We start from the raw sequence: 20,431 nt of genomic DNA on the forward strand, positions 1-20,431 counted from the left end.
CGGGACCGGCTGAGACGACCGGACCGGCGCGACCGGCCGAGACCGGCCGGACCGGCTGACCGCGCACATCGGACAAGGGGACCGCAGGCCCGCCCGCGGTCCCCTTCCCGCGCTTACACTGGCCGGGTGGTGAGCGCCGAAAGCCCCGACCGTGCCTCGGGCACCGACTGGAAGAGCGACCTGCGGCAGCGCGGATACCGGCTGACCCCGCAGCGACAGCTCGTGCTCGAAGCGGTCGACACCCTGGAGCACGCGACACCGGACGAGATCCTCGCCCACGTGCGCAAGACGGCATCCGGGGTCAACATCTCCACCGTCTACCGCACGCTGGAGCTCCTGGAGGAGCTGAAGCTGGTCTCCCACGCCCACCTCGGGCACGGGGCCCCCACCTACCACCTCGCCGACCGGCACCACCACATCCACCTGGTGTGCCGCGACTGCGGGGACGTGATCGAGGCGGACCTCGGCGTCGCCGCCGAGTTCACCGAGAAGCTGCGCGCCACCTTCGGCTTCGAGACCGACATGAAGCACTTCGCGATCTTCGGTCTGTGCCGCGGCTGCGCTGCCAAACACCGTGCCGAACCCGCATAGCAGGGTCGTAGTCTTGGTCCCATGACCAGCCCCTTGCTGAACCTCCCCGGCGCCGTCCAGGCCGAAGGCCGCGACGAGGGCGTCGCCGCCCACTACGGAGAGCTCTACGGCGAACAGCGCGCCCTCGCCGACGGCCGCGGCTTCGTCGACCTCTCGCACCGCGGGGTCGTCACCGTCACCGGACCGGAGCGGCTGAGCTGGCTGCACCTGCTGATCACCCAACACGTGACCGAACTCCCGCCCGGACAGGCCACCGAGGCGCTGATCCTCTCCGCGAACGGCCACATCGAGCACCAGCTGTACCTCGTCGACGACGGCGAGACCGTGTGGGTGCACGTCGAGCCCGGCACCCAGGAGGCGCTGATCGCCTACCTGGAGTCGATGAAGTTCTTCTACCGCGTCGAAGTCGCCGACCGGACGGCCGAGTTCGCCGTCGTCCACCTGCCGGCCGGCTCCATCGCCGAGATCCCGAAGGAGTGCGTGGTCCGGGAGACCCCGCACGGCCGCGACGTCTTCCTGCCCCGCGGGGAGCTGGAGGCCTTCGCCGCCGCGCACGGCCCGGCCGCCGGGCTCCTCGCGTACGAGGCCCTGCGCGTGGAGGCGCACCGGCCGCGGCTCGGCCTGGAGACCGACCACCGCACCATCCCGCACGAGATCGGCCTGATCGGCACCGCCGTGCACCTCCAGAAGGGCTGTTACCGCGGGCAGGAGACGGTGGCCCGCGTCCACAACCTGGGGAAGCCGCCGCGCCGCCTGGTCTTCCTGCACCTGGACGGCTCCGAGGTGCACCTCCCGCCGCACGGCGCGCCCGTCCGGCTCGCCGCTGACGGGGAGGAGGGCCGCCAGCTCGGGTTCGTGACCACCGCGGTCCGCCACCACGAGCTGGGCCCGATCGCCCTCGCGCTGGTCAAGCGGAACGTGCCGGTCGATGCGCCGCTGCTGGCCGGGAAGACGGCCGCCTCGCAGGAGGTCGTCGTAGCGCCCTGACCGGACGCCTCGGACGCGCCGGGTTCAGACGTCGATGACGATCGTGAACGGGCCGTGGTTGGTGAGCGAGACCCGCATGTCCGCCCCGAACCGGCCCGTCTCCACCGTGGCCCCCAGCGCACGCAGCTGCGCGACGACCTCGTCCACCAGCGGCTCGGCGACCTCGCCCGGCGCCGCCGCGTTCCAGGTGGGGCGGCGGCCCTTGCGGGCGTCCCCGTACAGCGTGAACTGCGAGATCACCAGCAGCGGCGCGGCCACGTCGCTGCAGGACTTCTCCCCTTCCAGGATCCGTACGGACCACAGCTTGCGCGCCAGCTGCGCCGCCTTCTCCGGGGTGTCGTCGTGGGTCACCCCCACCAGGACGCACAGCCCCTCGCCGACGATCTCGCCCACGGTCTCGCCGGCCACGACGACGCTCGCGCCGTCCACCCTCTGCACCACTGCTCGCATACCACCTGTGTACCAGGCGTGCACCCGTCCGGGGCCGATCGGGTGGACCGGGACTGCGCCGGCACCACGGACAGTGGCACGATGCACGCAGACGGTGCTTCCCCCCGGCCCCACGGGCCGGGCGAGACCCCATGCACCGGTCGAGGGGACGGACACGTTGACATGAATACTTCTGGTACCTCCGTATCTGCGTCGGCCACATCAGCCGCTTCGCCCGCTCCTGCCGCTTCAGTCCCGTCAGTCGCGGCCGCTTCGGCGGCCGGCGCGGTCCGACCGCCCGCGCAGCGCACCGCGGAGGAGCAGGCGCCGACCACGCCCGCCACCGCGCTCGGACTGCCGGAGCTGCGCACCCTGCGGCGCGAGGCCCGGCGCGACGAGGCCGACCTCAGCTACATCCGCAGACTCCTGCAGGGCCGGATCGACATCCTGCGGGCCGAACTGGCCCGGCGCAGCGATCCGGAGGCGCCCGTCGCGCCCGAGCCGCCGGTGGTGCACCGGCTCTCGGAGATCCTCGCCGACGCCCCTTCCAGCCGCAGCGCCTCCGCCCGGCACGTCACGCTCAGGACCCCGCACGGCGAGGAGTACCGGCTGCTGGCCGCGGAGATGCTGGCCGACGTGGAGCTCTCGGACCTCCAGGCCCGGACGGACGGCGAACTGCACGACGCGATGGGCCGGTTGGTGCGCTACGAGCAGCAGGTCTCGCGCCGCCGGCAGCAGTTGCAGCACACGGTGGACGACTGCAGTGCGGAGATCGCACGGCGCTACCGGGAGGGCGAGGCGCAGGTGGACGACCTGCTGGCGTGAGCGGGCTCGGGCCGGGGCGGGCCGGCCTGGGCACGCGGGCCGTGGCGCGCGGGCCGTAGGGCGTGTCGTAGGGCGTGTCGTAGGGCGGGCGCGGCGGCGGAAATTGCCGCGACGCGGCGCGGACGCGCGCATTAGCGTGGCGAGTTATGAGTGCTGACGTGCGGCTGATCGTCGAATCCGAATTCCCCGCCTGGATGCGGGCCGTGACCACCGGCTTCCTGACCGCGACCCGGGTGACGGATTCCGACGTTGCCCAGCGCGTCAAGTACAGCGATCCCACGCGTGTGTGGGGCTCCTTCGACACCGCCACCGGCGCCTGCGTGGGCACCCTGCGCTCCTTCCGGCAGGAGCTCACGGTGCCCGGTGGGGCGGTGGTCGCGTCCACTGCGATCAGCAACGTTGCGGTCATGCCCACGCACCGCCGTCAGGGCCTGCTGAGCCGCATGATGGCCGGGGAACTGGCCGCCGCCGTCGAGCGCGGCGACGTGCTGTCCACGCTGATCGCCGCCGAGTACCCGATCTACGGCCGGTACGGGTACGGGCCCGCCGTGTCGATCGCGGAGTGGGAGATCGACGTCAAGCGCACCGGGCTGGACCCGCGCTGGTCGCGGCCCGAGGACGGCGGCCGGATCGACATCGTGGACGTCGCCGAGGTGCGCCGGGTGGGCCCGGCCCTGCACGACCGGATACGGGCGTCCCGGCACGGCGCGGTGGACCGCGACGCGCGCTGGTGGAGCCTGGCCACCGGCGAGGAGGCGATGTCGTTCCGGCCGTACAAGGAGAGGTTCCACGCGGTGTACCGGACGGCGGAGGGCGAGGTGGCCGGCCTCGTCGCGTACACCGCCGACGACCACTGGACGGACGCGAAGACCCCGCAGAACACCCTCCAGGTCACGGAGCTGCTGGCCGCGACCCCCGCCGCCGAGCGGGCCCTGTGGCACTTCCTGTGCTCCATCGACTGGGTGCTGAAGGTGCGCACCGGCTACCGCGCCCCCGACGACCTGGTCCCCCACCTGCTGCCCGACCCGCGCGCGGCCCGGCTGGTGACCAGCGCGGACTTCTTGTGGGTGCGGCTGCTGGACGTCGTACGGGCCCTGAGCGCGCGCACGTACGCGGTGCCCGGGGTCCTCGTCCTGGAGGTCGCCGACCCGGGCGGCCCGGCTGCAGGGCGCTACCGGCTCGACGCCGGTGCGGGGGAGTGCACGGTCACCGACGAGCCCGCGGACCTGCGCCTGGACGCGGCCGCGCTGGGCTCCCTGTACCTCGGCGACGAGTCCGCGGTACGGCTCGGCGCGCTCGGACGGGTGGCCGAGGTGCGGCCGGGCGCGCTGGCGCTGGCCGACGCGGTGTTCCGGACGGCGCGGCGCCCCTGGTGCCCGGACGTGTTCTGAGCGGGGACCTGCACGAGACCGTGGATGTGGATGTGGGTGTGGACGTGAGCGTGGATGTGGATGTGGATGTGAACGCCGTGGACGCCAGGGACGCCGTGGACGTGGTGGAGGCCCTGCGCGCGGCCGGCTGTGTCTTCGCGGAGGAGGAGGCGGAGCTGCTCGCGGCGGCCGCCGACGACGCCGCGCACCTGGCCGCCCTGGTGGCCCGCCGGGCCGGCGGCGAACCGCTGGAACACGTCGTCGGCTGGGCGGAGTTCTGCGGGCTGCGCCTGCGGGTGGGCGCGGGGGCCTTCGTACCGCGCCGGCGTACCGAGTTCCTGGTGTCCGAGGCGGTGGCGGGGGTGCCGGACCGGCCGGACCCGGTCGTGCTCGACCTGTGCTGCGGTGTGGGCGCGCTCGGCGCGGCGGTCGCGGCCCGGCTGGGCGGCGGGGCGGAGCTGCACGCGGCGGACATCGACCCGGCGGCGCTGGCGTACGCGCGGCTCAACGTGGCCCCGTACGGCGGCCGGGTGTACGAGGGCGACCTGTACGGCGCGCTCCCGGCCGGGCTGCGCGGCCGGGTGGACGTGCTGGTGGTCAACGCCCCGTACGTGCCGACCGGGGAGATCCCGCTGCTGCCGGCCGAGGCCCGGGAGCACGAGCCGGCGGTCTCCCTGGACGGCGGCCCCGACGGGCTGGACGTCCACCGCCGGGTCGCGGCGGGCGCGCTGCCGTGGCTGGCGCCGGGCGGGCGGCTGCTGATCGAGACGAGCGAGCGCCAGGCCCCGCGGACGGCACAGGCGCTGGAGGCCGGCGGCCTCGCGGTCCGGACGGCCGTGTCGGAGGAGTTCTGGGCGACGGTGGTGATCGGCACGCGCCCCGCCTGGATGACTGATGCGAAGGTGTGAGTGGTCGAGATGGATGTCACCTGGTCGCGCAGACTGACCCCGGCCGCGTGCACCCACCGCGATCTGCCGCCTGAGCCGGGCCGCGATGGGTGGAGCCTGGCCGGGCGGGTGGGAGCTACTGGAGACGTGTCGCAGTCCGGATGAGGTCGGCGACGGCTCTGGACCGGCTGTGCGGTGGCCAGGCGATCACGGTGGTGACTTTCGGTGCGTCCAGCACGGGCACGGCGGCGAGGTCACCGTGCAGGTGGGCTCGGCACGACTCCGGTGACACCGCACAGGCACGGCCGAGCGCGACGAGCTGCAGCAACTGCGCGTGGTCGCGGACCTGCGGGCCGGGGCCGGGCGGGTAGGTGCCGTCGGGGTCGGGCCAGCGTGGGAGGGGCAGGCCCGGCAGCCCGGTGATGTCGGCCATGTGCACATGGGTCCGGGCGGTGAGCGGATGCCCGGCCGGCAGGACCACAACCTGACTCTCCGTGCTGAGCTCTTCGGTGTGGAATCCGGCCGTCGAGTCGAACGGCCGGTGCAGCAGCGCCACGTCGGCCCGGCCCTCGCGCAGGAGTCGTTCCTGCTCGGCCGGACCGCACAGGATGACGTCGACGGGGACCGCGCCGGGTTCGGCGGCGTACGCGTCGAGCAGTCTCGCCAGCAGTTCCCTGGACGCGCTGGCCTTCGTGACCAGGACCAGGCCGGGGCGGCCGGTCACGGAAAGGGCGGCGCGGCGGGTCCGACGCTCGGCGGCCTCGACCGCGTCGAGAGCCGCCCGGCCCTCGACCAACAGCACCGAGCCGGCCTCGGTCAGCGTGACGGTGCGACTGGTCCGATCCAACAGCACTGCCCCGAGCCGGCGTTCGAGCCGCTGGATCGCCCGTGACAACGGTGGCTGCGCGATCCCGAGCCGCTGCGCGGCACGCCCGAAGTGCAGCTCTTCAGCGACAGCGACGAAATACCGCAGTTCCCGGGTCTCCATCCGGCCACGCTATCCCGGATCAATACCCCGACGGTATCGTTGCTCACCCGATCGGTCTTGGACCCCCGCCGAGGCCCGAAGGCAGCATCGTCCCTATGACTGAACGGACGATCGCGCTGGTCACCGGCGCGAACAAGGGAATCGGCTACGAGATCGCCGCAGGCCTGGGCACCCTCGGCTGGAGCGTCGGCGTCGGCGCCCGCGACGACCAGCGCCGAAGCGACGCGGTGGAGAAACTGCGCGCCGCCGGCATCGACGCGTTCGCCGTACCGCTGGACGTGACCGACGACGCGAGCGCGACCGCCGCCGCACGGCTGATCGACGAACAGGCCGGACGCCTCGACGTGCTCGTCAACAACGCCGCCATCGCGGGCGACATGCCACAGGAGCCCACCCGGATCGACCCCGCCACCATCCACGCGGTCGTGGACACCAACGTGATCGGCGTCATCCGCGTCACCAACGCAATGCTGCCGCTGCTGCGCCGCTCCGCCGCACCACGGATCGTGAACATGTCCAGCAGCGTCGGCTCCCTCACCCGGCAGTCAGGACCCGCCGCCGAGCAGACGGCAGGTCCGGTGTCCGCGGCGTACGCGCCGTCGAAGACGTTCCTGAACGCCGTCACCCTCCAATACGCCCGGGAGCTGAGCGGCACGAACATCCTGATCAACACCGGCTGCCCCGGCTACGTCGCCACCGACCTCAACGGCTTCCGCGGCGTGCGCACCCCCGAACAGGGCGCGGCGATCGCCATCAAACTCGCGACCCTGCCCGACGACGGCCCCACCGGACAGTTCTTCGACGACGCCGGCGCAGTGCCCTGGTGATGTGCACGGCGGCCATCACCCGCCACGCTGATGCCGCTGCGCCCATGCATCTCGAACAGATCCGTGGTGGCCGTCCCCGAAAACTCGGAGCAGGTGGCAACGAGGTCGACCATCTGGTGACAAGCGGCGCGACCGCTGCGCCACCGAAGCCCAGGTCGGCCCGCAGCATTGGTGACGCCTATCTTGGCAAGTCACAGAAGGGCTCGCTGGCGCGCATGACATGAAGCGAGGGAGTCCAAAGGTCGGTTGTGACGCCAGACCTGGACTCCCTCGCGACCGCGCTCTACGTGAAAACCGACGATCTGCTGAAGGAATCGCCGTACCTGGCGCCGTGGCGCCCCCGTCGTCGGGATCCCGCCCCGGCTCACGGATGCCGAGCTGGTCACCCTCGCGGTGATGCAGGCCCTGCTCGGCTTCACCTCCGAACGCCGCTGGATCCGCCACGCCCGGGACAGACCCTCATCGCCGACCGGCACTGCTACGGCCGCACCCTCGAACACGAGCTCACCGACTGGGGAGTCCGCCTGCTGCGGCCGGGCCCGCAACGGCGAACCCCCCCACGGGCCGGATCCGCCCTGCTCAAGCCGCTACGACAGGTCATCGAGTCCGTCAACCAGACCTTCAAGGCCCAACTCGACCTCGAACGCCACCAGGGCCGGACCCTAGGCGGAGTGATGGCCCGCGTCGTACCACGCATCCTCGCCCTGACCAGCGCGATCTGGCACAACGGCCACACCGGCCAGCCCGTCATGCGCTCGCTGACCGCCTATGACCACTAACCCTTCGCATCATTCATCCAGCGGCAGGGGAGGTGTCCTCCCCCGGAGGGGGCGGCCCTCCTCCCCCGGGCGGGGGAAGAGGCCGGTCCGCCCTCCGCCCGGGGGTGAGGCGGGGAGCGGTTCCGCGGGCTGATGCCGCGGGCCGAACCGGCCGACACGATGGTGTGCATGACGCATCGACAGCACGCGCCAGCCCCAGCCCCAGCCCCAGCCCCCGCCCCGGTCGCGGCTCGGGTTTCGGCTGCGGCTGCGGAAGCGCCCCGCTGGGCGGTCCGCGCCGCCCATGCCATCACGCTGCTCACCCTGCCGTCCGGCCTCTGGCGCCTGCTGCTGGCCGCCGGCTTCCTGGTCGGGTACACGGAGGCGGGGTACGTGGCGGCCGGCATACCGGGGTGGGGCCGGGTGTACACGGCCGCCGTCAGCGTGGGGAGCGAGCTGCTGGCGCTGCTCGCGCTCGGGCTGGTCCGCCCCTGGGGAGAGGTCGTCCCGCGCCGAATACCGTGGCTGGGCGGCCGGCGGGTACCGGCGCGGGCGGTCACGGTGGTGGCGGCGTCGGCCGCCGTCGTCCTGACCGCCGTGTGGACGCCGTTCGCGCTGTGGTGGATGGTCCCGCATCCGGACATGACCCCGCTCGGCGCCACCGTCGTCGGTTTCCTCTACCTCCCGCTGATCGCCTGGGGGCCGCTGCTGGGCGCGCTCACCCTGGCGTACCACCGCCGGCTCCGCGGACGGGGCGGCCCGGTTCAGGGCTGACGCGGTGCGGCGGAGCCCCAGCCCTGGGCGTGGAGGCGTTCGAAGCCGTCCAGGAGGAGGTCGAGGGCGAATTCGAACTCGTAGGTGTCGTCGCAGCCGTGGCCCACGACCGCCGAGCCGTCGTGGGGCCGGGAGCCGACGATCTCCGCGATGTGCGGGTACCAGGCTGCCATGGCGGTCATCGCCGCCGCGGCCCCGGCCGCCTGCTCCGGTTACTGGGGGGCCGACACCCGCGTCCTGCTGGGCGCCTTCTTCGAGGTGGTGCTCGCCCTCTCGGTCGTCGGTGCCGCGATCGCGCTCTACCCCGCGGTCAGGCGGCAGGGCGGGGGTGCCGCCGTCGGGTACCTGGGTCTGCGCACCCTGGAGGCCGCCGTCATCTGCGTCGGCATCGTCAGCCTGCTCGCGGTGGTCACCCTGCGCCGGGAGGCCGCGGCGCCGGGGGCGGACCCGTCCGCGCTCCTCGCCGCCGGACAGGCGCTGGTCGCGGTCCACGACTGGACGTTCCTGCTCGGCCCGAACTTCGTCTGGGCGCCAACACCGCGCTGGTGGCGTACCTGCTGTACCGCTCGCGGCTGGTGCCGCGGCGCATCGCCGTGCTGGGGCTGGCCGGCGGCCCGCTGATCTTCGCCTCGGCGGCCGCCGTGCTGTTCGGCGCGTACGAGCAGCTCTCCGCCTGGGGCTCGCTGGCCGCGCTCCCGGTCTTCGCCTGGGAGCTGTCCCTGGCGGTGTGGCTCACCGTCAAGGGCTTCCGGCCGGAGGCGGAGACGGAGGCAGGGGCGGAGGTCCGCGGCGTCGGGGTGGGAGCTGTTGCAAGCGGCTGCTTGCAATAGTTAGCAAAGTGCGGCAGGATGCGGAACATGGCATCGCTCAACGTCGGGAATCTCGGCGAATTCCTCCGCGAGCAGCGGCGGCAGGCCCAGCTCTCGCTGCGGCAGCTGGCCGACGCGGCGGGGGTGTCGAATCCGTACCTGAGTCAGATCGAGCGCGGGCTGCGCAAGCCGAGCGCGGACATCCTGCAGCAGCTCGCCAAGGCGCTGCGCATCTCCGCGGAAACGCTGTACGTGCAGGCCGGGATCCTCGACGAGCGGGACCGGGACGAGGTGGAGACGCGGGCCGCCATACTCGCCGATCCGTCCATCAACAAGCAGCAGAAGCAGGTGCTGCTCCAGATTTACGAGTCGTTCCGCAAGGAGAACGCGGCCGAGGGCGAGACGGCGCCCGCGGCCACCGCCGGGCCGGCCGGCGGGGACGACGAGAAGCACTCCACGAACTGAACTGTGATCCGGGAGGACCAGCCACATGGCCATCGCCGATGACCTGAAGAAGACTCTCGCCGACCCGACCCCGCTCTACTTCGCCGCCGGCACCGCCGACCTCGCGATGCAGCAGGCCAAGAAGGTGCCCGCCCTCATCGAGCAGCTGCGCACCGAGGCCCCGGCGCGGTTCGAGGCCGTGAAGAACACCGACCCGAAGGTCGTGCAGCAGAAGGCGCGCGAGGCGCAGGAGGTCGTCACGGCCAAGGTCGCCGAGGTCCTCGGCGCCCTCGACGCGAAGATCGACGCGAAGAAGATCGGCGAGCAGGCGCAGGACCTGGCGCTGCGCGGGGTCGGCGTGGCCGCCGAGTACGCGGTGCGCGCCAAGGAGACCTACGACCGGGTCGCCGAGCACGGCGAGCAGGCGGTGCGGGCGTGGCGGGGCGAGGTCTCCGAGGAGATCGTCGACATCGCCGTCGCGGTCGAGCCGGCCCGCGAGGACGCGGCGGTCGCGGAGGGCGAGGACAAGGCCGCCGCCCGGAAGACCACCACGCGCAAGACCCCCGGGAAGAAGACAACCGCCGAGGGCGAGCTGGCCGAGGTGTGATCCGGCGCAGGCCGGATCCGCGCAGCAGCGGATGACGGCGGGCCGGGCACCAGCGGGGTGTCCGGCCCGTTGTGGTGGGTGAAGGCCGCTCTGCCGGTAGCGTGGAGGCAGAGGACGTCAGGCGTGCCACGTGTGAGAGGCGGTCGAGTCGATGTTGATGAACGGGTTCGATAACGGGGTGCTCCCGTTGCTCGGGTTCGCCATGCTGGCGCTCGCCGTCGCGGCCTTCGTCCTCGCGCTGCTGGCCCGCGAGGACGCGTACCGCGCCGCCGACAAGCAGACGAAGACGTTCTGGCTGGTCATCCTCGGCGTGACCGTGGTGGTGGACTTCTTCCTGGGGATGCTGTTCCTGCAGATCGCCGGCCTCGTGGCGACGATCGTCTTCCTCGTCGACGTCCGGCCCGCCCTCAAGCAGGTCTCGGGCGGCGGCCGGCGCAGCGGCGGCAGCAGCAGCGACGGTCCCTACGGGCCGTACAACGGCGGCCGCTAGCAGCCGGCCCCGCGGCCTTGTGGCCCGCCGCCCCGCGTCCCACCGGCCGCTCCCGGGGCGGGTGGGCGGGTACCCGCAGGCAGCCGGGTGTCCCGGCCGCGCTCAGGGCGTGCTGCGGGAGAGCAGGACCACGGCCACGTCGTCGGTGAGCTCGCCGCCGTTCAGGCGCCGGGCCTCGGTGACGGAGGCCTCCAGCAGGGCCTCGCCGCTCAGCCCGCACCTCAGGTGCCGGTTGATCATCTCGACCATGCCGTCCTGCCCGAGCCGCTCCTTGCCCTCGCCGACGCGGCCCTCGATCAGGCCGTCGGTGTAGAGCATCAGGCTCCAGCTCCCGCCCAGCTCCACCTGGCGGCGGGGCCAGCGGGCCTTCGGCAGCAGGCCGAGCGCCGGCCCGCTGTTCTCGTACGGCAGCAGCCGCGCGGGACCGCCCGGCCTGGATATCAGCGGGGCCGGATGGCCGGCCAGGCACAGGCCGGCCCGGCGGCCGTCGGGGGAGATGTCCACGGTGCACAGCGTCGCGAAAATCTCCTCGCAGGGGCGCTCCACCTCCAGCACCTCCTGGAGGGTGGCCAGCAGGTCGTCCCCGCACAGGCCGGCCAGGGTCAGGGCGCGCCAGGCGATGCGCAGCTCGACGCCGAGGGCGGCCTCGTCCGGTCCGTGGCCGCAGACGTCGCCGATCATCGCGTGGACGGTGCCGTCCGGGGTGCGGACGGTGTCGTAGAAGTCCCCGCCGAGCAGGGCGCGGCTGCGGCCGGGCCGGTAGCGGGCGGCGAAGCGGAGGTCGGAGCCCTCCAGGAGCGGGGTGGGGAGCAGGCCGCGCTCCAGTCGGGCGTTCTCCTGGGCCCGCAGTTTCGATTCTGCAAGCTTGTACTGGGCGATGTCCGCCCGCTTCCGCTCCACCGCGTAGCGGATGGCGCGGCTCAGCACCCGGCCGTCCAGCTCGTCGCGGAAGAGGAAGTCCTGGGCGCCCACGCGGACGGCCTCGGCGGCGCGCTCGGCGTCGGCCTCGGCGGTGAGGACGAGGACGGCGTGGCGGGGCGCGATGCGCAGGACCCGGCGGAGGGTGTCGAGCTGGTCGGCCGCGTCCGTGTCCGGGTCCGTGTCCGCGCCGCCCGCGGTGCGGGAGCCCGCGCCGCCGCGCGGGAGGGCCAGGTCCAGCAGGATGCAGTGCACGTCCGGGGTGAGCAGGCGGGTGGCCTCGGTGAGGTTGCGGGCCGTCCGCAGCCGGATGCGGTGCCGGTCGGCGTCGAGGATCTCGGGAACGGTGAGACCGCCCGCGGGGTCGTCCTCGATCACCAGCAGGGTCAGGGACGCCTGGGGCAGTACGGCCTGACCGCTCTCCGTGGCGGGGATCTCCCTCTGCCGCGGTACGGGTACGGGCATCGTCTCCGGTTCCTTCCCTCCCCCCGAGGGTGCGCTCGTCCGGGCCGACCCTAGCGGTCCGCGGCGGGCGAGCGGAATGGTCTTCCGCGCCAGAGACGGAGGCATATGCCATATCGCGGGGGAAATTCCGCCTCGCCGAATGATGAACGTCACGACGGAGGAACTTCTCGTCCCGGTCCACGAGACGTCGGCGGGGCGCGGGAGGTTCCCTTCCTCCCGCGCCTGACGGTCACGCGTCGGGGCGGACCACCGCCTTGATCGGCATGGATCCGGCGCCGGCGATGGTGACCTGCCGGCCGGGGCGCGGGGCGTGGACCATCGCGCCGTCGCCGACGTACATGCCGACGTGGCTCGCGTCGTCGAAGTAGATGATCAGGTCGCCGGGCCGCATGTCCTTGACCGCGATCTTGGGCAGCAGCCGCAGCTGCTCCTGCGAGGTGCGGGGGATGCCCCTGCCGGCCGACCGCCAGGCCTGCGAGGTCAGGCCGGAGCAGTCGAACGAGTTCGGCCCCTCGGCGCCCCACACGTACGGCTTGCCGATCTGCTGCGTGGCGAACTGCACGGCCTTCCGGCCCGCCTCGGTGGCCGAGCCGTTGACCTCCTTCAGGACGCCCGTCGACAGCCAGGCCGTCTGCGCCTTGTACTGCGCTTCCTGCTCAAGCTGGAGCAGCCGGGCCTTCTCCTCGGCCTCCAGCTTGCTCTCCAGCTCCTCCGCGGCCTTGATCTTCTCCTCGACCTGCTTCTTCGAGGCCTCCTTCTTGATGCGGTTGGCCTCGAGCTTCTCCCACTCCGCCTTCGCGTCCTTCGCGTACTGCTGAAGGTCGTTCTGGGTGCGGTTCATCTCGGAGAGCAGGTCCGTGGCGGCCTTCTCGCCGCGGCGGATCCGGTCCGTCCCGTCGAGGAACTGGACCGGGCTGCTGCTCAGCGCGAGCCGGGCCCCGGCGGGCAGGCCGCCCGAGCGGTACTGGGCGCGTGCGGCGGCGCCGGCGCGGTTCTTCAGCGCGGTGATCCGCTCCTGGCCGGCGACGACCTGCTTGGCGATCTCGACGATCCGGTCGGACTGGGCCTTTGCCTCGCTCTCGGCGAGGTTGTACGCGTCCGTCGCCGCGCCCGCCTGGCGGTAGAGGTCCTCTATGTCCTTGCGCACCTTTTCCAGGGACTTGGCGCCGGGATCCGGCGCCGGTGCCGCCTGGGCCACGCCGCCCAGAGCAGTCACCGCGAGCAGGGCCGTCGCGCACAGCAGCGTCAGGGCGTACGCGCCACCGCGCCGCCGCTTCGGCTCCACGGTTCCCATGGTCCCCCCAGGTACCCCGAGTCGGACCCGATGCCGGACACCCCATCGGATCTGACTATCCATCAGTAACATTGGCTGCCCTCGGGATGGTGCCACGACTCGGCGGATTCCAACACCCTCACGGGCGCAGCGCCGATCTTGTCCACCGTGGCAAGGGCCCCCACCAGTCCCACAGACAGTCCCGACAGCTCAACGGGCCACCCCGGCAACCGGTTCCCCGTCCGCCCGGATTCACCCCGCCGGGCGCAGCGCGTCCCAGCGCACCGTCAGTTCTCCTTGACGCCACCGCACCGGACCGTCCGTCAGCGGCCAGTCGCCCGCCAGCGCCCGCGCCGTCCGGATCCAGCGCTGCCGCGCCCCGTACGAGGCGTACGGGGCCGCCGCCGCCCAGGCCCGGTCGAAGTCGCGCAGGAACGCGTACACCGGCTCTCCCGGCACATTGCGGTGGATCAGCGCCTTCGGCAGCCGCTCCGCCAGATCGGACGGGCGCTCCAGGGAGCCCAGCCGGGTCGCGAACGTCACCGTGCGCGCCCCCTCGGGCCCCAAGGCGACCCACACGTGCCGCCGCCCGATCTCGTCGCACGTCCCCTCGACCAGCAGCCCGTCCGGGGCCAGGCGGGCACACAGCCGCTCCCAGACCGAGGCCACCTGCTCCTCGTCGTACTGGCGCAGCACGTTCGCCGCCCGGATCAGCGCCGGGCGCTCCCCGCCGGCCAGCGGCACCTCGAACCCGCCGTGCCGGAAGCCGAGCCCGTCCCGCTCGTACGGCTTCGCCGCCGCGACCCGCGCCGGCTCGATCTCGATGCCGACCACCCGCACCCCCGGCGCCGCCCCCCGCAGCCGCGCCAGCAGCTCGACCGCCGTCCACGGCGCGGCCCCGTAGCCCAGGTCCACCGCGACCGGAGCCTCCGCGCGGCGCAGCGCCGTCCCGTGCACGGCCGCGATCCAGCGGTCCATGCGGCGCAGCCGGTTCGGGTTCGTCGTCCCGCGCGTCACCGTGCCCACGGGGCGCGACCGGCCGCCGGAACCGCTGCCGGAACGGCAGGCTCCGCCGGGGCCGTCGGCACGGACGGAGGGCACGGGAGGGCGCTGGGACATGGGCCGAGGGTAAGCGGAGGGCCGCCCTCGGAGGAAAAGCCGCCCGAGGACGGAGGAAAATCGCCGGCTCCCGGAATGCGGGGGGCAGCCATCCGGGTTGCACTCCTTGAGGGCGCCGGGTGCGCTCCTTCCGGCATGCCCGCCGACGCGGCCGGGCAGCCGCCGAAGCGCCGCCGTGCTCCAACGGCGCCGTCCGAGTCGTCCGAGTCGTCCGAGCGAGATCGGTCCGAGCGAGAGGAACTGCTCCCTTGAGCCAGTACGTGTCCCGCATCGGCGGCCGGATCGCCGCCGTCCGCGGCACCCGCCACGACCCGCCGCGCCTGCGCCTGCCCTCCGTGGGCCACCACCGCAAGCCGCGCCGCGTGGCCATGCTCAGCGTGCACACCTCGCCGCTGCACCAGCCCGGCACCGGCGACGCCGGCGGCATGAACGTGTACATCGTCGAGCTGGCCAAGCGCCTCGCCGCGATCAACATAGAGGTCGAGGTCTTCACCCGGGCCACCGAAGGCGGCCTGCCGCCCGTGGTCGAGCTGGCCCCCGGCGTCCTCGTACGGCACGTGGACGCGGGCCCGTACGAAGGCCTCGCCAAGGAGGAGCTCCCCGCCCAGCTGTGCGCCTTCACCCACGGCGTGATGCAGGCCTGGGCCGGCCATCGCCCCGGCTACTACGACCTCGTCCACTCCCACTACTGGCTCTCCGGGCACGTCGGCTGGCTCGCCGCCGAACGCTGGGGCGTCCCGCTCGTCCACGCCATGCACACCATGGCCAAGGTCAAGAACGCGGCCTTGGCCGAGGGCGACACCCCCGAGCCCGCCGCCCGCGTCATCGGCGAGACCCAGATCGTGGCCGCCGCCGACCGGCTCATCGCCAACACCGCCGAGGAGGCGGAGGAGCTCGTACGGCACTACGACGCCGACCCCGCCAAGGTGGCCGTCGTCCACCCCGGCGTGAACCTGGACCGCTTCACCGTCGCCGACGGCCGGGCCGCCGCCCGCGCCCGCCTGGGCCTGCCGCAGGACGCCGTCATCCCGCTGTTCGCCGGGCGGATCCAGCCGCTCAAGGCCCCCGACGTGCTGCTCCGCGCGGTCGCCGTGCTCGTCGAGCAGGACCCCGCGCTGCGCCGGCGGCTGTTCGTACCCGTCGTCGGCGGCCCGAGCGGCAGCGGGCTCGCCAAGCCGGAGGGCCTGCAGAAGCTCGCCGCGAAGCTCGGCATCGCCGACCTGGTGCACTTCCACCCGCCGGTGGCCCAGGACCGGCTCGCCGACTGGTTCCGGGCGGCGTCCGTGCTCGTCATGCCCTCGTACAACGAGTCCTTCGGGCTCGTCGCGATCGAGGCGCAGGCCACCGGCACGCCGGTCCTGGCGGCCGAGGTCGGCGGACTGCCGGTCGCCGTCAACGACGGGGCCACCGGCATCCTCGTCCCCGGGCACGACCCCGTGGACTACGCCCGTGAGCTGCGGCGATTCGTCGACGACCCCGGGCTCACCGCCCGCATGGGCGCCGAGGCCGCCCGGCACGCGCAGTTCTTCGGCTGGGACACGGCCGCGAGCGGCACGGCCGACGTGTACACAGCGGCCATGCATGATCACCGCCGTCGCGTACGCTCCCACCATGGCTGACACCGCCGCGATCATCGAGAACGCGCTCAACGGAGCGGAACTGAGCTGGGAGAGCCCCCAGCCGGGCACCTACGTCGTCCAGCTCCCCGGCACCCGCAAGCTGTCCACGACCTGCTCCCTGAAGGTGGGCCGGCACTCGCTGTCGGTCAACGCCTTCGTCATCCGCCACCCGGACGAGAACGAGGCCGGCGTCCACCGCTGGCTGCTGGAGCGCAACCTCAAGCTGTACGGGCTGGGCTACGCGGTGGACGGCCTCGGCGACATCTACCTGGTGGGCCGGCTCCCGCTGTCCGTGGTGACCCCGGAGGAGCTGGACCGGCTGCTGGGCACCGTCCTGGAGGCGGCGGACGGCGCCTTCAACACCCTGCTGGAGCTGGGCTTCGCCGGCGCCATCAAGCGGGAGTACGAGTGGCGGGTCTCGCGCGGCGAGCCGACCTTCAACCTGGACGCGTTCCGCCACCTCACCCGGCCGGAGGGCGAGCCCGGCGGGCCGACCGGCTGACGCACCGCGCCGAACGGGGCGCGGAGGCCGGCGAGGGGGTGTGTCGGCCCGCCCGGCGGTGTCCTCGCCCGGCACCGTGGCGGGATGAGCGGGACCACAGCCGACGCACTCATGTACGCCTGGTTCGCCCTGGCCCTCCTGTCCGCCGGGTACGTGGCGCTCGACGCGTTCACCCGGAATCCCGAACTCACCGTGATGAAGTGGGGCTGGGTCCTGGTGACCCTGTGGATCGGCCCGGTCGGCGCGGCGCTCTACGTGCTGTCCTGCAAGGAGCCCCGGCCCGGGACCCACGAGCGGTTCGTGGCACCCCTGTGGAAGCAGGCGTTCGGCTCGACCATCCACTGCGTGGCCGGCGATGCCACCGGCATCATCGTCGCGGCCGTCGTGGCCTCGCTGCTCGGGCTGCGGCCGTGGTCCCAGCCTGCTCGAGTACGCCGTGGGCTTCGGCTTCGGGCTGCTGGTCTTCCAGGCGCTGTTCATGCGGGACATGCTCGGCGGCGGCTACCTGCGGGCCGTCCGGTCGACGGTGTACGCGGAGTGGCTGTCGATGAACTGCGTGATGGGCGCGATGGCCGCGGTGAACGTGATCCTCCGCGGCCATGTGCCGGCCGCCCGCGACGTCGCCGACGTCCGCTTCTGGGCGGTCTTCTCGCTGGCCGTCCTGGCCGGGCTGGCGTTCGCCTATCCGGTCAACGTCTGGCTGGTGGCCAACCACCTGAAGCACGGCATGGGAACGGTGCGCGTGCTGGGCGAGGGCGGCGAACCGGTGCCGCCGCCCGCCCCCGTGCCGGCCGCCGGGGCCGCCGCCCCCGCCCGGCATGCGGGCATGGCCATGCCGGAGCCGGACGTGACCGGGGCGCAGAAGACCGCCATGGCGACGCTGACGGTCCTCTTCCTCGCCGCCGGCGTCCTGCTGGCCGCGATCTTCGCCGGCCTCGGCTGACCCGGGGGAGGGCCCGCGTCAGGCCGCCGGCGCCGGCGCCGGTTCCGGGGCGGGGCCCTGGGCGTCCGGAGCCGGAGTCGGAGCCGGACCCCGAGCCGGACCCGAGGTGTGAGCCGGAGCCGGCCCCGAGGTCTGAGCCGGAGCGGCCGGGCCCGGCCGCTCCTCCGGTTCGAGCGCCTCCCGCGGCAGCCCCCGCATCAGCACCCAGTACCCGACGGCGGCCGCCGTGCCCAGCACCGCCGTGGACGCCCACAGCCAGTCCGCCCCGTACGTGTCGATCACATGGCCGGCCAGCAGCGGGGCCAGCACCGACGCCACCGACCAGGACAGGGTGTACACGCCCTGGTAGCGGCCGCGGCCGTGCAGCGGGGAGAGCCGGACGACCAGGCTCATCTGGGTCGGCGAGTTGATGATCTCCGCCAGGGTCCACACGCACACCGTCAGCGCGTACACCGCGAGCGACCCGGCGAAGGCCGTCATCCCGAACCCGTACCCGGCCAGCAGGGCCGAGGCCACCAGCAGCTTCTGCGGGTCGCGGTGCTCGATGAACCGGGTGACCGGGATCTGGAGCGCCACGATCAGCACGCCGTTCGCGGCGATGGCCAGTCCGTAGTCGCCCGCCGAGAAGCCGTCCTGGGCCATGGCCACCGGCAGCCCGACCGAGGACTGCACGAACAGCATGGAGATGAGGAAGGACAGGGCCACCATGCCCATGAACGGGCCGTCGCGGAGCACCGTCCCGAGCCCGATCTCCTCCTGCGCGGCCTTCGCGGAGCCGTCGGCGTCGCGCTCCGGCCGGGACTCGGGCAGCTTGATCCACACGAGCACCGCGCAGGCCAGTGTCAGCGCGGCCTCGACGAGGAAGCCCGCCAGGTAGCTGTGTTCGGCGATCAGACCGGCGGCGACCGAGCTGATCGCGAAGCCGAGGTTGATGGCCCAGTAGTTCAGGGCGAACGCCCGCACCCGGTCCTCCGGGCGGACGATGTCGGCCATCATCGCCTGGACCGCCGGGCGGGACGCGTTGGAGGTGAAGCCGACCAGGGCGGCGCCGGCGGCGATGGCCGCCGGGTGCTCGAGGAAGCCGAGCAGCGCCACCGAGAAGGCGGTGGAGGCCTGGGCGGCGAACAGGGTGGGACGGCGCCCGAGCCGGTCCGTCATCACCCCGGCGACCAGCGAGGAGACCACACCGCCGAGCCCGTGCAGGGCGACCACCAGGGCGGCGTAGGAGGCCGAGTAGCCCCACTTCTGGGTGAGGTACAGGGTCATGAAGGTGGCGACGAAGGCCCCGAGCCGGTTGACCAGCGTGCTCGTCCACAGCCACCAGAACGTCCGCGGTAGACCCGACACGCTCTCGTGCACGGCACGTCTCAGACTTCCCACGGACATACGGAATCCCCCCGGCGATGTAAGTGGCCCTCTGGCTTTACGCACCCTACGGTCGCCGCCGTTCCGAGGCCACCCGATTGACGCGTACCGTCAATCCGCGACCCCCGGGACACCGGCCGGGGCGGCCCCGCGCGGCTGCCCCGGAGCGTCCATTAGGCTCGTACGCATGGCCGACGCACCGTACAAGCTGATCCTCCTCCGCCACGGCGAGAGCGAGTGGAACGCGAAGAACCTGTTCACCGGCTGGGTGGACGTCAACCTCAACGAGAAGGGCGAGAAGGAGGCGGTCCGCGGCGGTGAGCTGCTCAAGGACGCCGGCCTGCTCCCCGACGTGGTCCACACGTCCCTCCAGAAGCGCGCCATCCGCACCGCGCAGCTCGCGCTGGAGGCCGCCGACCGCCACTGGATCCCCGTCCACCGCTCCTGGCGCCTGAACGAGCGCCACTACGGTGCGCTCCAGGGCAAGGACAAGGCCCAGACCCTCGCCGAGTTCGGCGAGGAGCAGTTCATGCTGTGGCGCCGCTCGTACGACACCCCGCCGCCGGCCCTCGAGGACGGCACCGAGTTCTCCCAGTCGGACGACGCACGCTACGCCTCCATCCCGCCGGAGCTGCGGCCGAGGACGGAGTGCCTGAAGGACGTCGTCCAGCGCATGCTGCCGTACTGGTACGACGGCATCGTCCCGGACCTGCTCGCCGGCCGCACCGTCCTGGTCGCCGCGCACGGCAACTCCCTGCGCGCCCTGGTCAAGCACCTCGACGGCATCTCCGACGCCGACATCGCGGGCCTGAACATCCCCACCGGCATCCCGCTCTCCTACGAGCTGGACGCCGACTTCAAGCCCCTCAACCCGGGCGGCACCTACCTCGACCCGGAGGCCGCCGCGGCCGCCATCGAGGCCGTCAAGAACCAGGGCAAGAAGTAGTCATCCTCGCGAAATAGCCCCCTACCTGCGGTTTGTCCCGTCTGTAGGGGGCTTTCGCCATGTGCGGCCGCCTCGGACGGGGGAGGACGCCAGGGTCGCTCCTCCTCGTCAAGCCACGTCTTTCCGTGACATGCCGCGCATTTCGCAATCGCTCTTACTTGACGTGTGGCCACGCCGAAACGCGGCGAGGCCGGACAGATCCGCCGGTTCCCGCCGACGGATGTGCACTGCAAGGAGCAGATATGTCCCACTACTTTCGCACCCGCGCCCCGCAGCGGCACCTCGCGCGCCTCGGGATGTGCGTCACCGCAGCGGCCATGGTCTCGGGCGCCGTCGCCCTGTCGGCATCCGCGGCGATCGCGTCCCCGGCCCAGTCCCCGGTGACGAGCGTTCGCGCCGAGGATCCCAACCGCGAGCCCGGGAGCAGCTACTGCAAGCCGGGCTTCGTCTGGCGCGACAGCTTCGACGGCGACGGCCTCTGTGTCACGCCGGCGG

The 20,431-nt window shown here is 72.9% G+C and carries 24 protein-coding genes and 1 pseudogene; 18 read left to right on the top strand and 7 right to left on the bottom strand.

All coding sequences use genetic code 11. The annotated features are described in order from the left end of the window. Positions 1 to 126: 126 nt before the first annotated feature. Both AC068A_RS11235 and ygfZ read left to right on the top strand, forming a co-directional pair. Positions 127 to 591, top strand: a complete 465-nt coding sequence (locus tag AC068A_RS11235) for a Fur family transcriptional regulator (RefSeq protein ID WP_385681609.1) — start codon at positions 127 to 129, stop codon at positions 589 to 591. 21 nt (positions 592 to 612) lie between these two features. Beyond that, positions 613 to 1,578 (top strand): CAF17-like 4Fe-4S cluster assembly/insertion protein YgfZ, encoded by a 966-nt coding sequence (gene ygfZ, locus AC068A_RS11240; protein ID WP_478583701.1) that lies wholly within the window; start codon positions 613 to 615, stop codon positions 1,576 to 1,578. 24 nt (positions 1,579 to 1,602) lie between these two features. Here the strand turns inward: ygfZ and dtd are convergent, their stop codons facing one another. Continuing rightward, positions 1,603 to 2,028 (bottom strand): D-aminoacyl-tRNA deacylase, encoded by a 426-nt coding sequence (gene dtd / locus AC068A_RS11245; protein ID WP_179173437.1) that lies wholly within the window; start codon positions 2,026 to 2,028, stop codon positions 1,603 to 1,605. Positions 2,029 to 2,190: 162 nt separating this feature from the next. Between dtd and AC068A_RS11250 the strand changes: the two genes are divergently transcribed. From AC068A_RS11250 to AC068A_RS11260, 3 genes are all read left to right on the top strand, one after another. Then, positions 2,191 to 2,832 (top strand): RsiG family protein, encoded by a 642-nt coding sequence (locus AC068A_RS11250; RefSeq protein WP_478583703.1) that lies wholly within the window; start codon positions 2,191 to 2,193, stop codon positions 2,830 to 2,832. Positions 2,833 to 2,978: 146 nt separating this feature from the next. After that, on the top strand, positions 2,979 to 4,223 hold the full coding sequence (locus AC068A_RS11255) for a GNAT family N-acetyltransferase (RefSeq protein ID WP_478583704.1): 1,245 nt from the start codon (positions 2,979 to 2,981) through the stop codon (positions 4,221 to 4,223). Between the two features lie 95 nt (positions 4,224 to 4,318). Beyond that, positions 4,319 to 5,110 (top strand): putative protein N(5)-glutamine methyltransferase, encoded by a 792-nt coding sequence (locus AC068A_RS11260; RefSeq protein ID WP_478583929.1) that lies wholly within the window; start codon positions 4,319 to 4,321, stop codon positions 5,108 to 5,110. Between the two features lie 115 nt (positions 5,111 to 5,225). On the opposite strand, the gene AC068A_RS11265 is transcribed toward AC068A_RS11260, so the two are convergent. Continuing rightward, positions 5,226 to 6,077: a LysR family transcriptional regulator gene (locus tag AC068A_RS11265; RefSeq protein WP_478583706.1), complete on the bottom strand. Its 852-nt coding sequence runs from the start codon at positions 6,075 to 6,077 to the stop codon at positions 5,226 to 5,228. A gap of 95 nt (positions 6,078 to 6,172) precedes the next feature. On the opposite strand from AC068A_RS11265, the gene AC068A_RS11270 reads away from it, so the two are divergent. The 3 genes and pseudogenes from AC068A_RS11270 (at position 6,173) to AC068A_RS11280 (ending at position 8,436) form a co-directional block, all read left to right on the top strand. Further along, positions 6,173 to 6,904, top strand: a complete 732-nt coding sequence (locus AC068A_RS11270) for an SDR family NAD(P)-dependent oxidoreductase (RefSeq protein WP_478583708.1) — start codon at positions 6,173 to 6,175, stop codon at positions 6,902 to 6,904. Between the two features lie 248 nt (positions 6,905 to 7,152). Beyond that, a pseudogene (locus AC068A_RS11275) lies at positions 7,153 to 7,683 on the top strand (transposase family protein). 168 nt (positions 7,684 to 7,851) lie between these two features. Next, a complete protein-coding gene (locus AC068A_RS11280) occupies positions 7,852 to 8,436 on the top strand; it encodes a hypothetical protein (RefSeq protein WP_478583710.1) in 585 nt (194 codons plus the stop codon). On the opposite strand, the gene AC068A_RS11285 is transcribed toward AC068A_RS11280, so the two are convergent. After that, a complete protein-coding gene (locus tag AC068A_RS11285; RefSeq protein ID WP_478583712.1) occupies positions 8,427 to 8,609 on the bottom strand; it encodes a hypothetical protein in 183 nt (60 codons plus the stop codon). The genes AC068A_RS11280 and AC068A_RS11285 overlap by 10 nt on opposite strands. On the opposite strand from AC068A_RS11285, the gene AC068A_RS11290 reads away from it, so the two are divergent. The 5 genes from AC068A_RS11290 (at position 8,608) to AC068A_RS11310 (ending at position 10,786) form a co-directional block, all read left to right on the top strand. Then, positions 8,608 to 9,057: a DUF4386 domain-containing protein gene (locus tag AC068A_RS11290; RefSeq protein WP_478583714.1), complete on the top strand. Its 450-nt coding sequence runs from the start codon at positions 8,608 to 8,610 to the stop codon at positions 9,055 to 9,057. The genes AC068A_RS11285 and AC068A_RS11290 overlap by 2 nt on opposite strands. Further along, on the top strand, positions 9,012 to 9,266 hold the full coding sequence (locus tag AC068A_RS11295) for a DUF4386 family protein (protein WP_478583715.1): 255 nt from the start codon (positions 9,012 to 9,014) through the stop codon (positions 9,264 to 9,266). The genes AC068A_RS11290 and AC068A_RS11295 overlap by 46 nt, the downstream gene beginning before the upstream one ends. Positions 9,267 to 9,293: 27 nt before the next feature. Next, positions 9,294 to 9,710, top strand: a complete 417-nt coding sequence (locus AC068A_RS11300) for a helix-turn-helix domain-containing protein (protein WP_478583717.1) — start codon at positions 9,294 to 9,296, stop codon at positions 9,708 to 9,710. Between the two features lie 25 nt (positions 9,711 to 9,735). Further along, positions 9,736 to 10,296, top strand: coding sequence for a hypothetical protein (locus AC068A_RS11305; protein WP_478583718.1), 561 nt, complete (start codon positions 9,736 to 9,738; stop codon positions 10,294 to 10,296). A 151-nt stretch (positions 10,297 to 10,447) separates the two neighbouring features. After that, positions 10,448 to 10,786, top strand: a complete 339-nt coding sequence (locus tag AC068A_RS11310) for a DUF2516 family protein (RefSeq protein WP_478583720.1) — start codon at positions 10,448 to 10,450, stop codon at positions 10,784 to 10,786. Positions 10,787 to 10,888: 102 nt separating this feature from the next. Here the strand turns inward: AC068A_RS11310 and AC068A_RS11315 are convergent, their stop codons facing one another. The 3 genes from AC068A_RS11315 to AC068A_RS11325 form a co-directional block, all read right to left on the bottom strand. Then, a complete protein-coding gene (locus tag AC068A_RS11315; RefSeq protein ID WP_478583722.1) occupies positions 10,889 to 12,169 on the bottom strand; it encodes a PP2C family protein-serine/threonine phosphatase in 1,281 nt (426 codons plus the stop codon). Between the two features lie 229 nt (positions 12,170 to 12,398). Next, positions 12,399 to 13,463: a C40 family peptidase gene (locus tag AC068A_RS11320; RefSeq protein ID WP_478583724.1), complete on the bottom strand. Its 1,065-nt coding sequence runs from the start codon at positions 13,461 to 13,463 to the stop codon at positions 12,399 to 12,401. A 231-nt stretch (positions 13,464 to 13,694) separates the two neighbouring features. After that, on the bottom strand, positions 13,695 to 14,420 hold the full coding sequence (locus AC068A_RS11325; RefSeq protein WP_478583931.1) for a class I SAM-dependent methyltransferase: 726 nt from the start codon (positions 14,418 to 14,420) through the stop codon (positions 13,695 to 13,697). 389 nt (positions 14,421 to 14,809) lie between these two features. Here AC068A_RS11325 and mshA point away from each other — a divergent pair, with 389 nt between their 5' ends. From mshA to AC068A_RS11340, 3 genes are all read left to right on the top strand, one after another. Further along, entirely contained in the window at positions 14,810 to 16,180 is a 1,371-nt protein-coding gene (mshA, locus tag AC068A_RS11330; RefSeq protein WP_478583725.1) for a D-inositol-3-phosphate glycosyltransferase, read from the top strand. Then, positions 16,173 to 16,682, top strand: a complete 510-nt coding sequence (locus AC068A_RS11335; RefSeq protein WP_478583727.1) for a type III secretion system chaperone family protein — start codon at positions 16,173 to 16,175, stop codon at positions 16,680 to 16,682. The genes mshA and AC068A_RS11335 overlap by 8 nt, the downstream gene beginning before the upstream one ends. Positions 16,683 to 17,118: 436 nt before the next feature. Continuing rightward, positions 17,119 to 17,625 carry a DUF4396 domain-containing protein gene (locus AC068A_RS11340; RefSeq protein ID WP_478583728.1) on the top strand — a complete coding sequence of 169 codons (507 nt, stop codon included), beginning with the start codon at positions 17,119 to 17,121 and terminating at the stop codon, positions 17,623 to 17,625. 18 nt (positions 17,626 to 17,643) lie between these two features. On the opposite strand, the gene AC068A_RS11345 is transcribed toward AC068A_RS11340, so the two are convergent. Next, complete coding sequence (locus AC068A_RS11345) at positions 17,644 to 19,011, bottom strand: MDR family MFS transporter (protein WP_478583730.1); 1,368 nt, start codon at positions 19,009 to 19,011, stop codon at positions 17,644 to 17,646. 166 nt (positions 19,012 to 19,177) lie between these two features. On the opposite strand from AC068A_RS11345, the gene AC068A_RS11350 reads away from it, so the two are divergent. Next, positions 19,178 to 19,936, top strand: coding sequence for a phosphoglyceromutase (locus tag AC068A_RS11350; protein WP_478583732.1), 759 nt, complete (start codon positions 19,178 to 19,180; stop codon positions 19,934 to 19,936). 242 nt (positions 19,937 to 20,178) lie between these two features. Next, on the top strand, positions 20,179 to 20,431 hold a 253-nt coding region (locus tag AC068A_RS11355), incomplete at its 3' end, for a hypothetical protein (protein ID WP_478583734.1).

This window comes from Streptomyces sp. NPDC043854 (assembly GCF_056436005.1).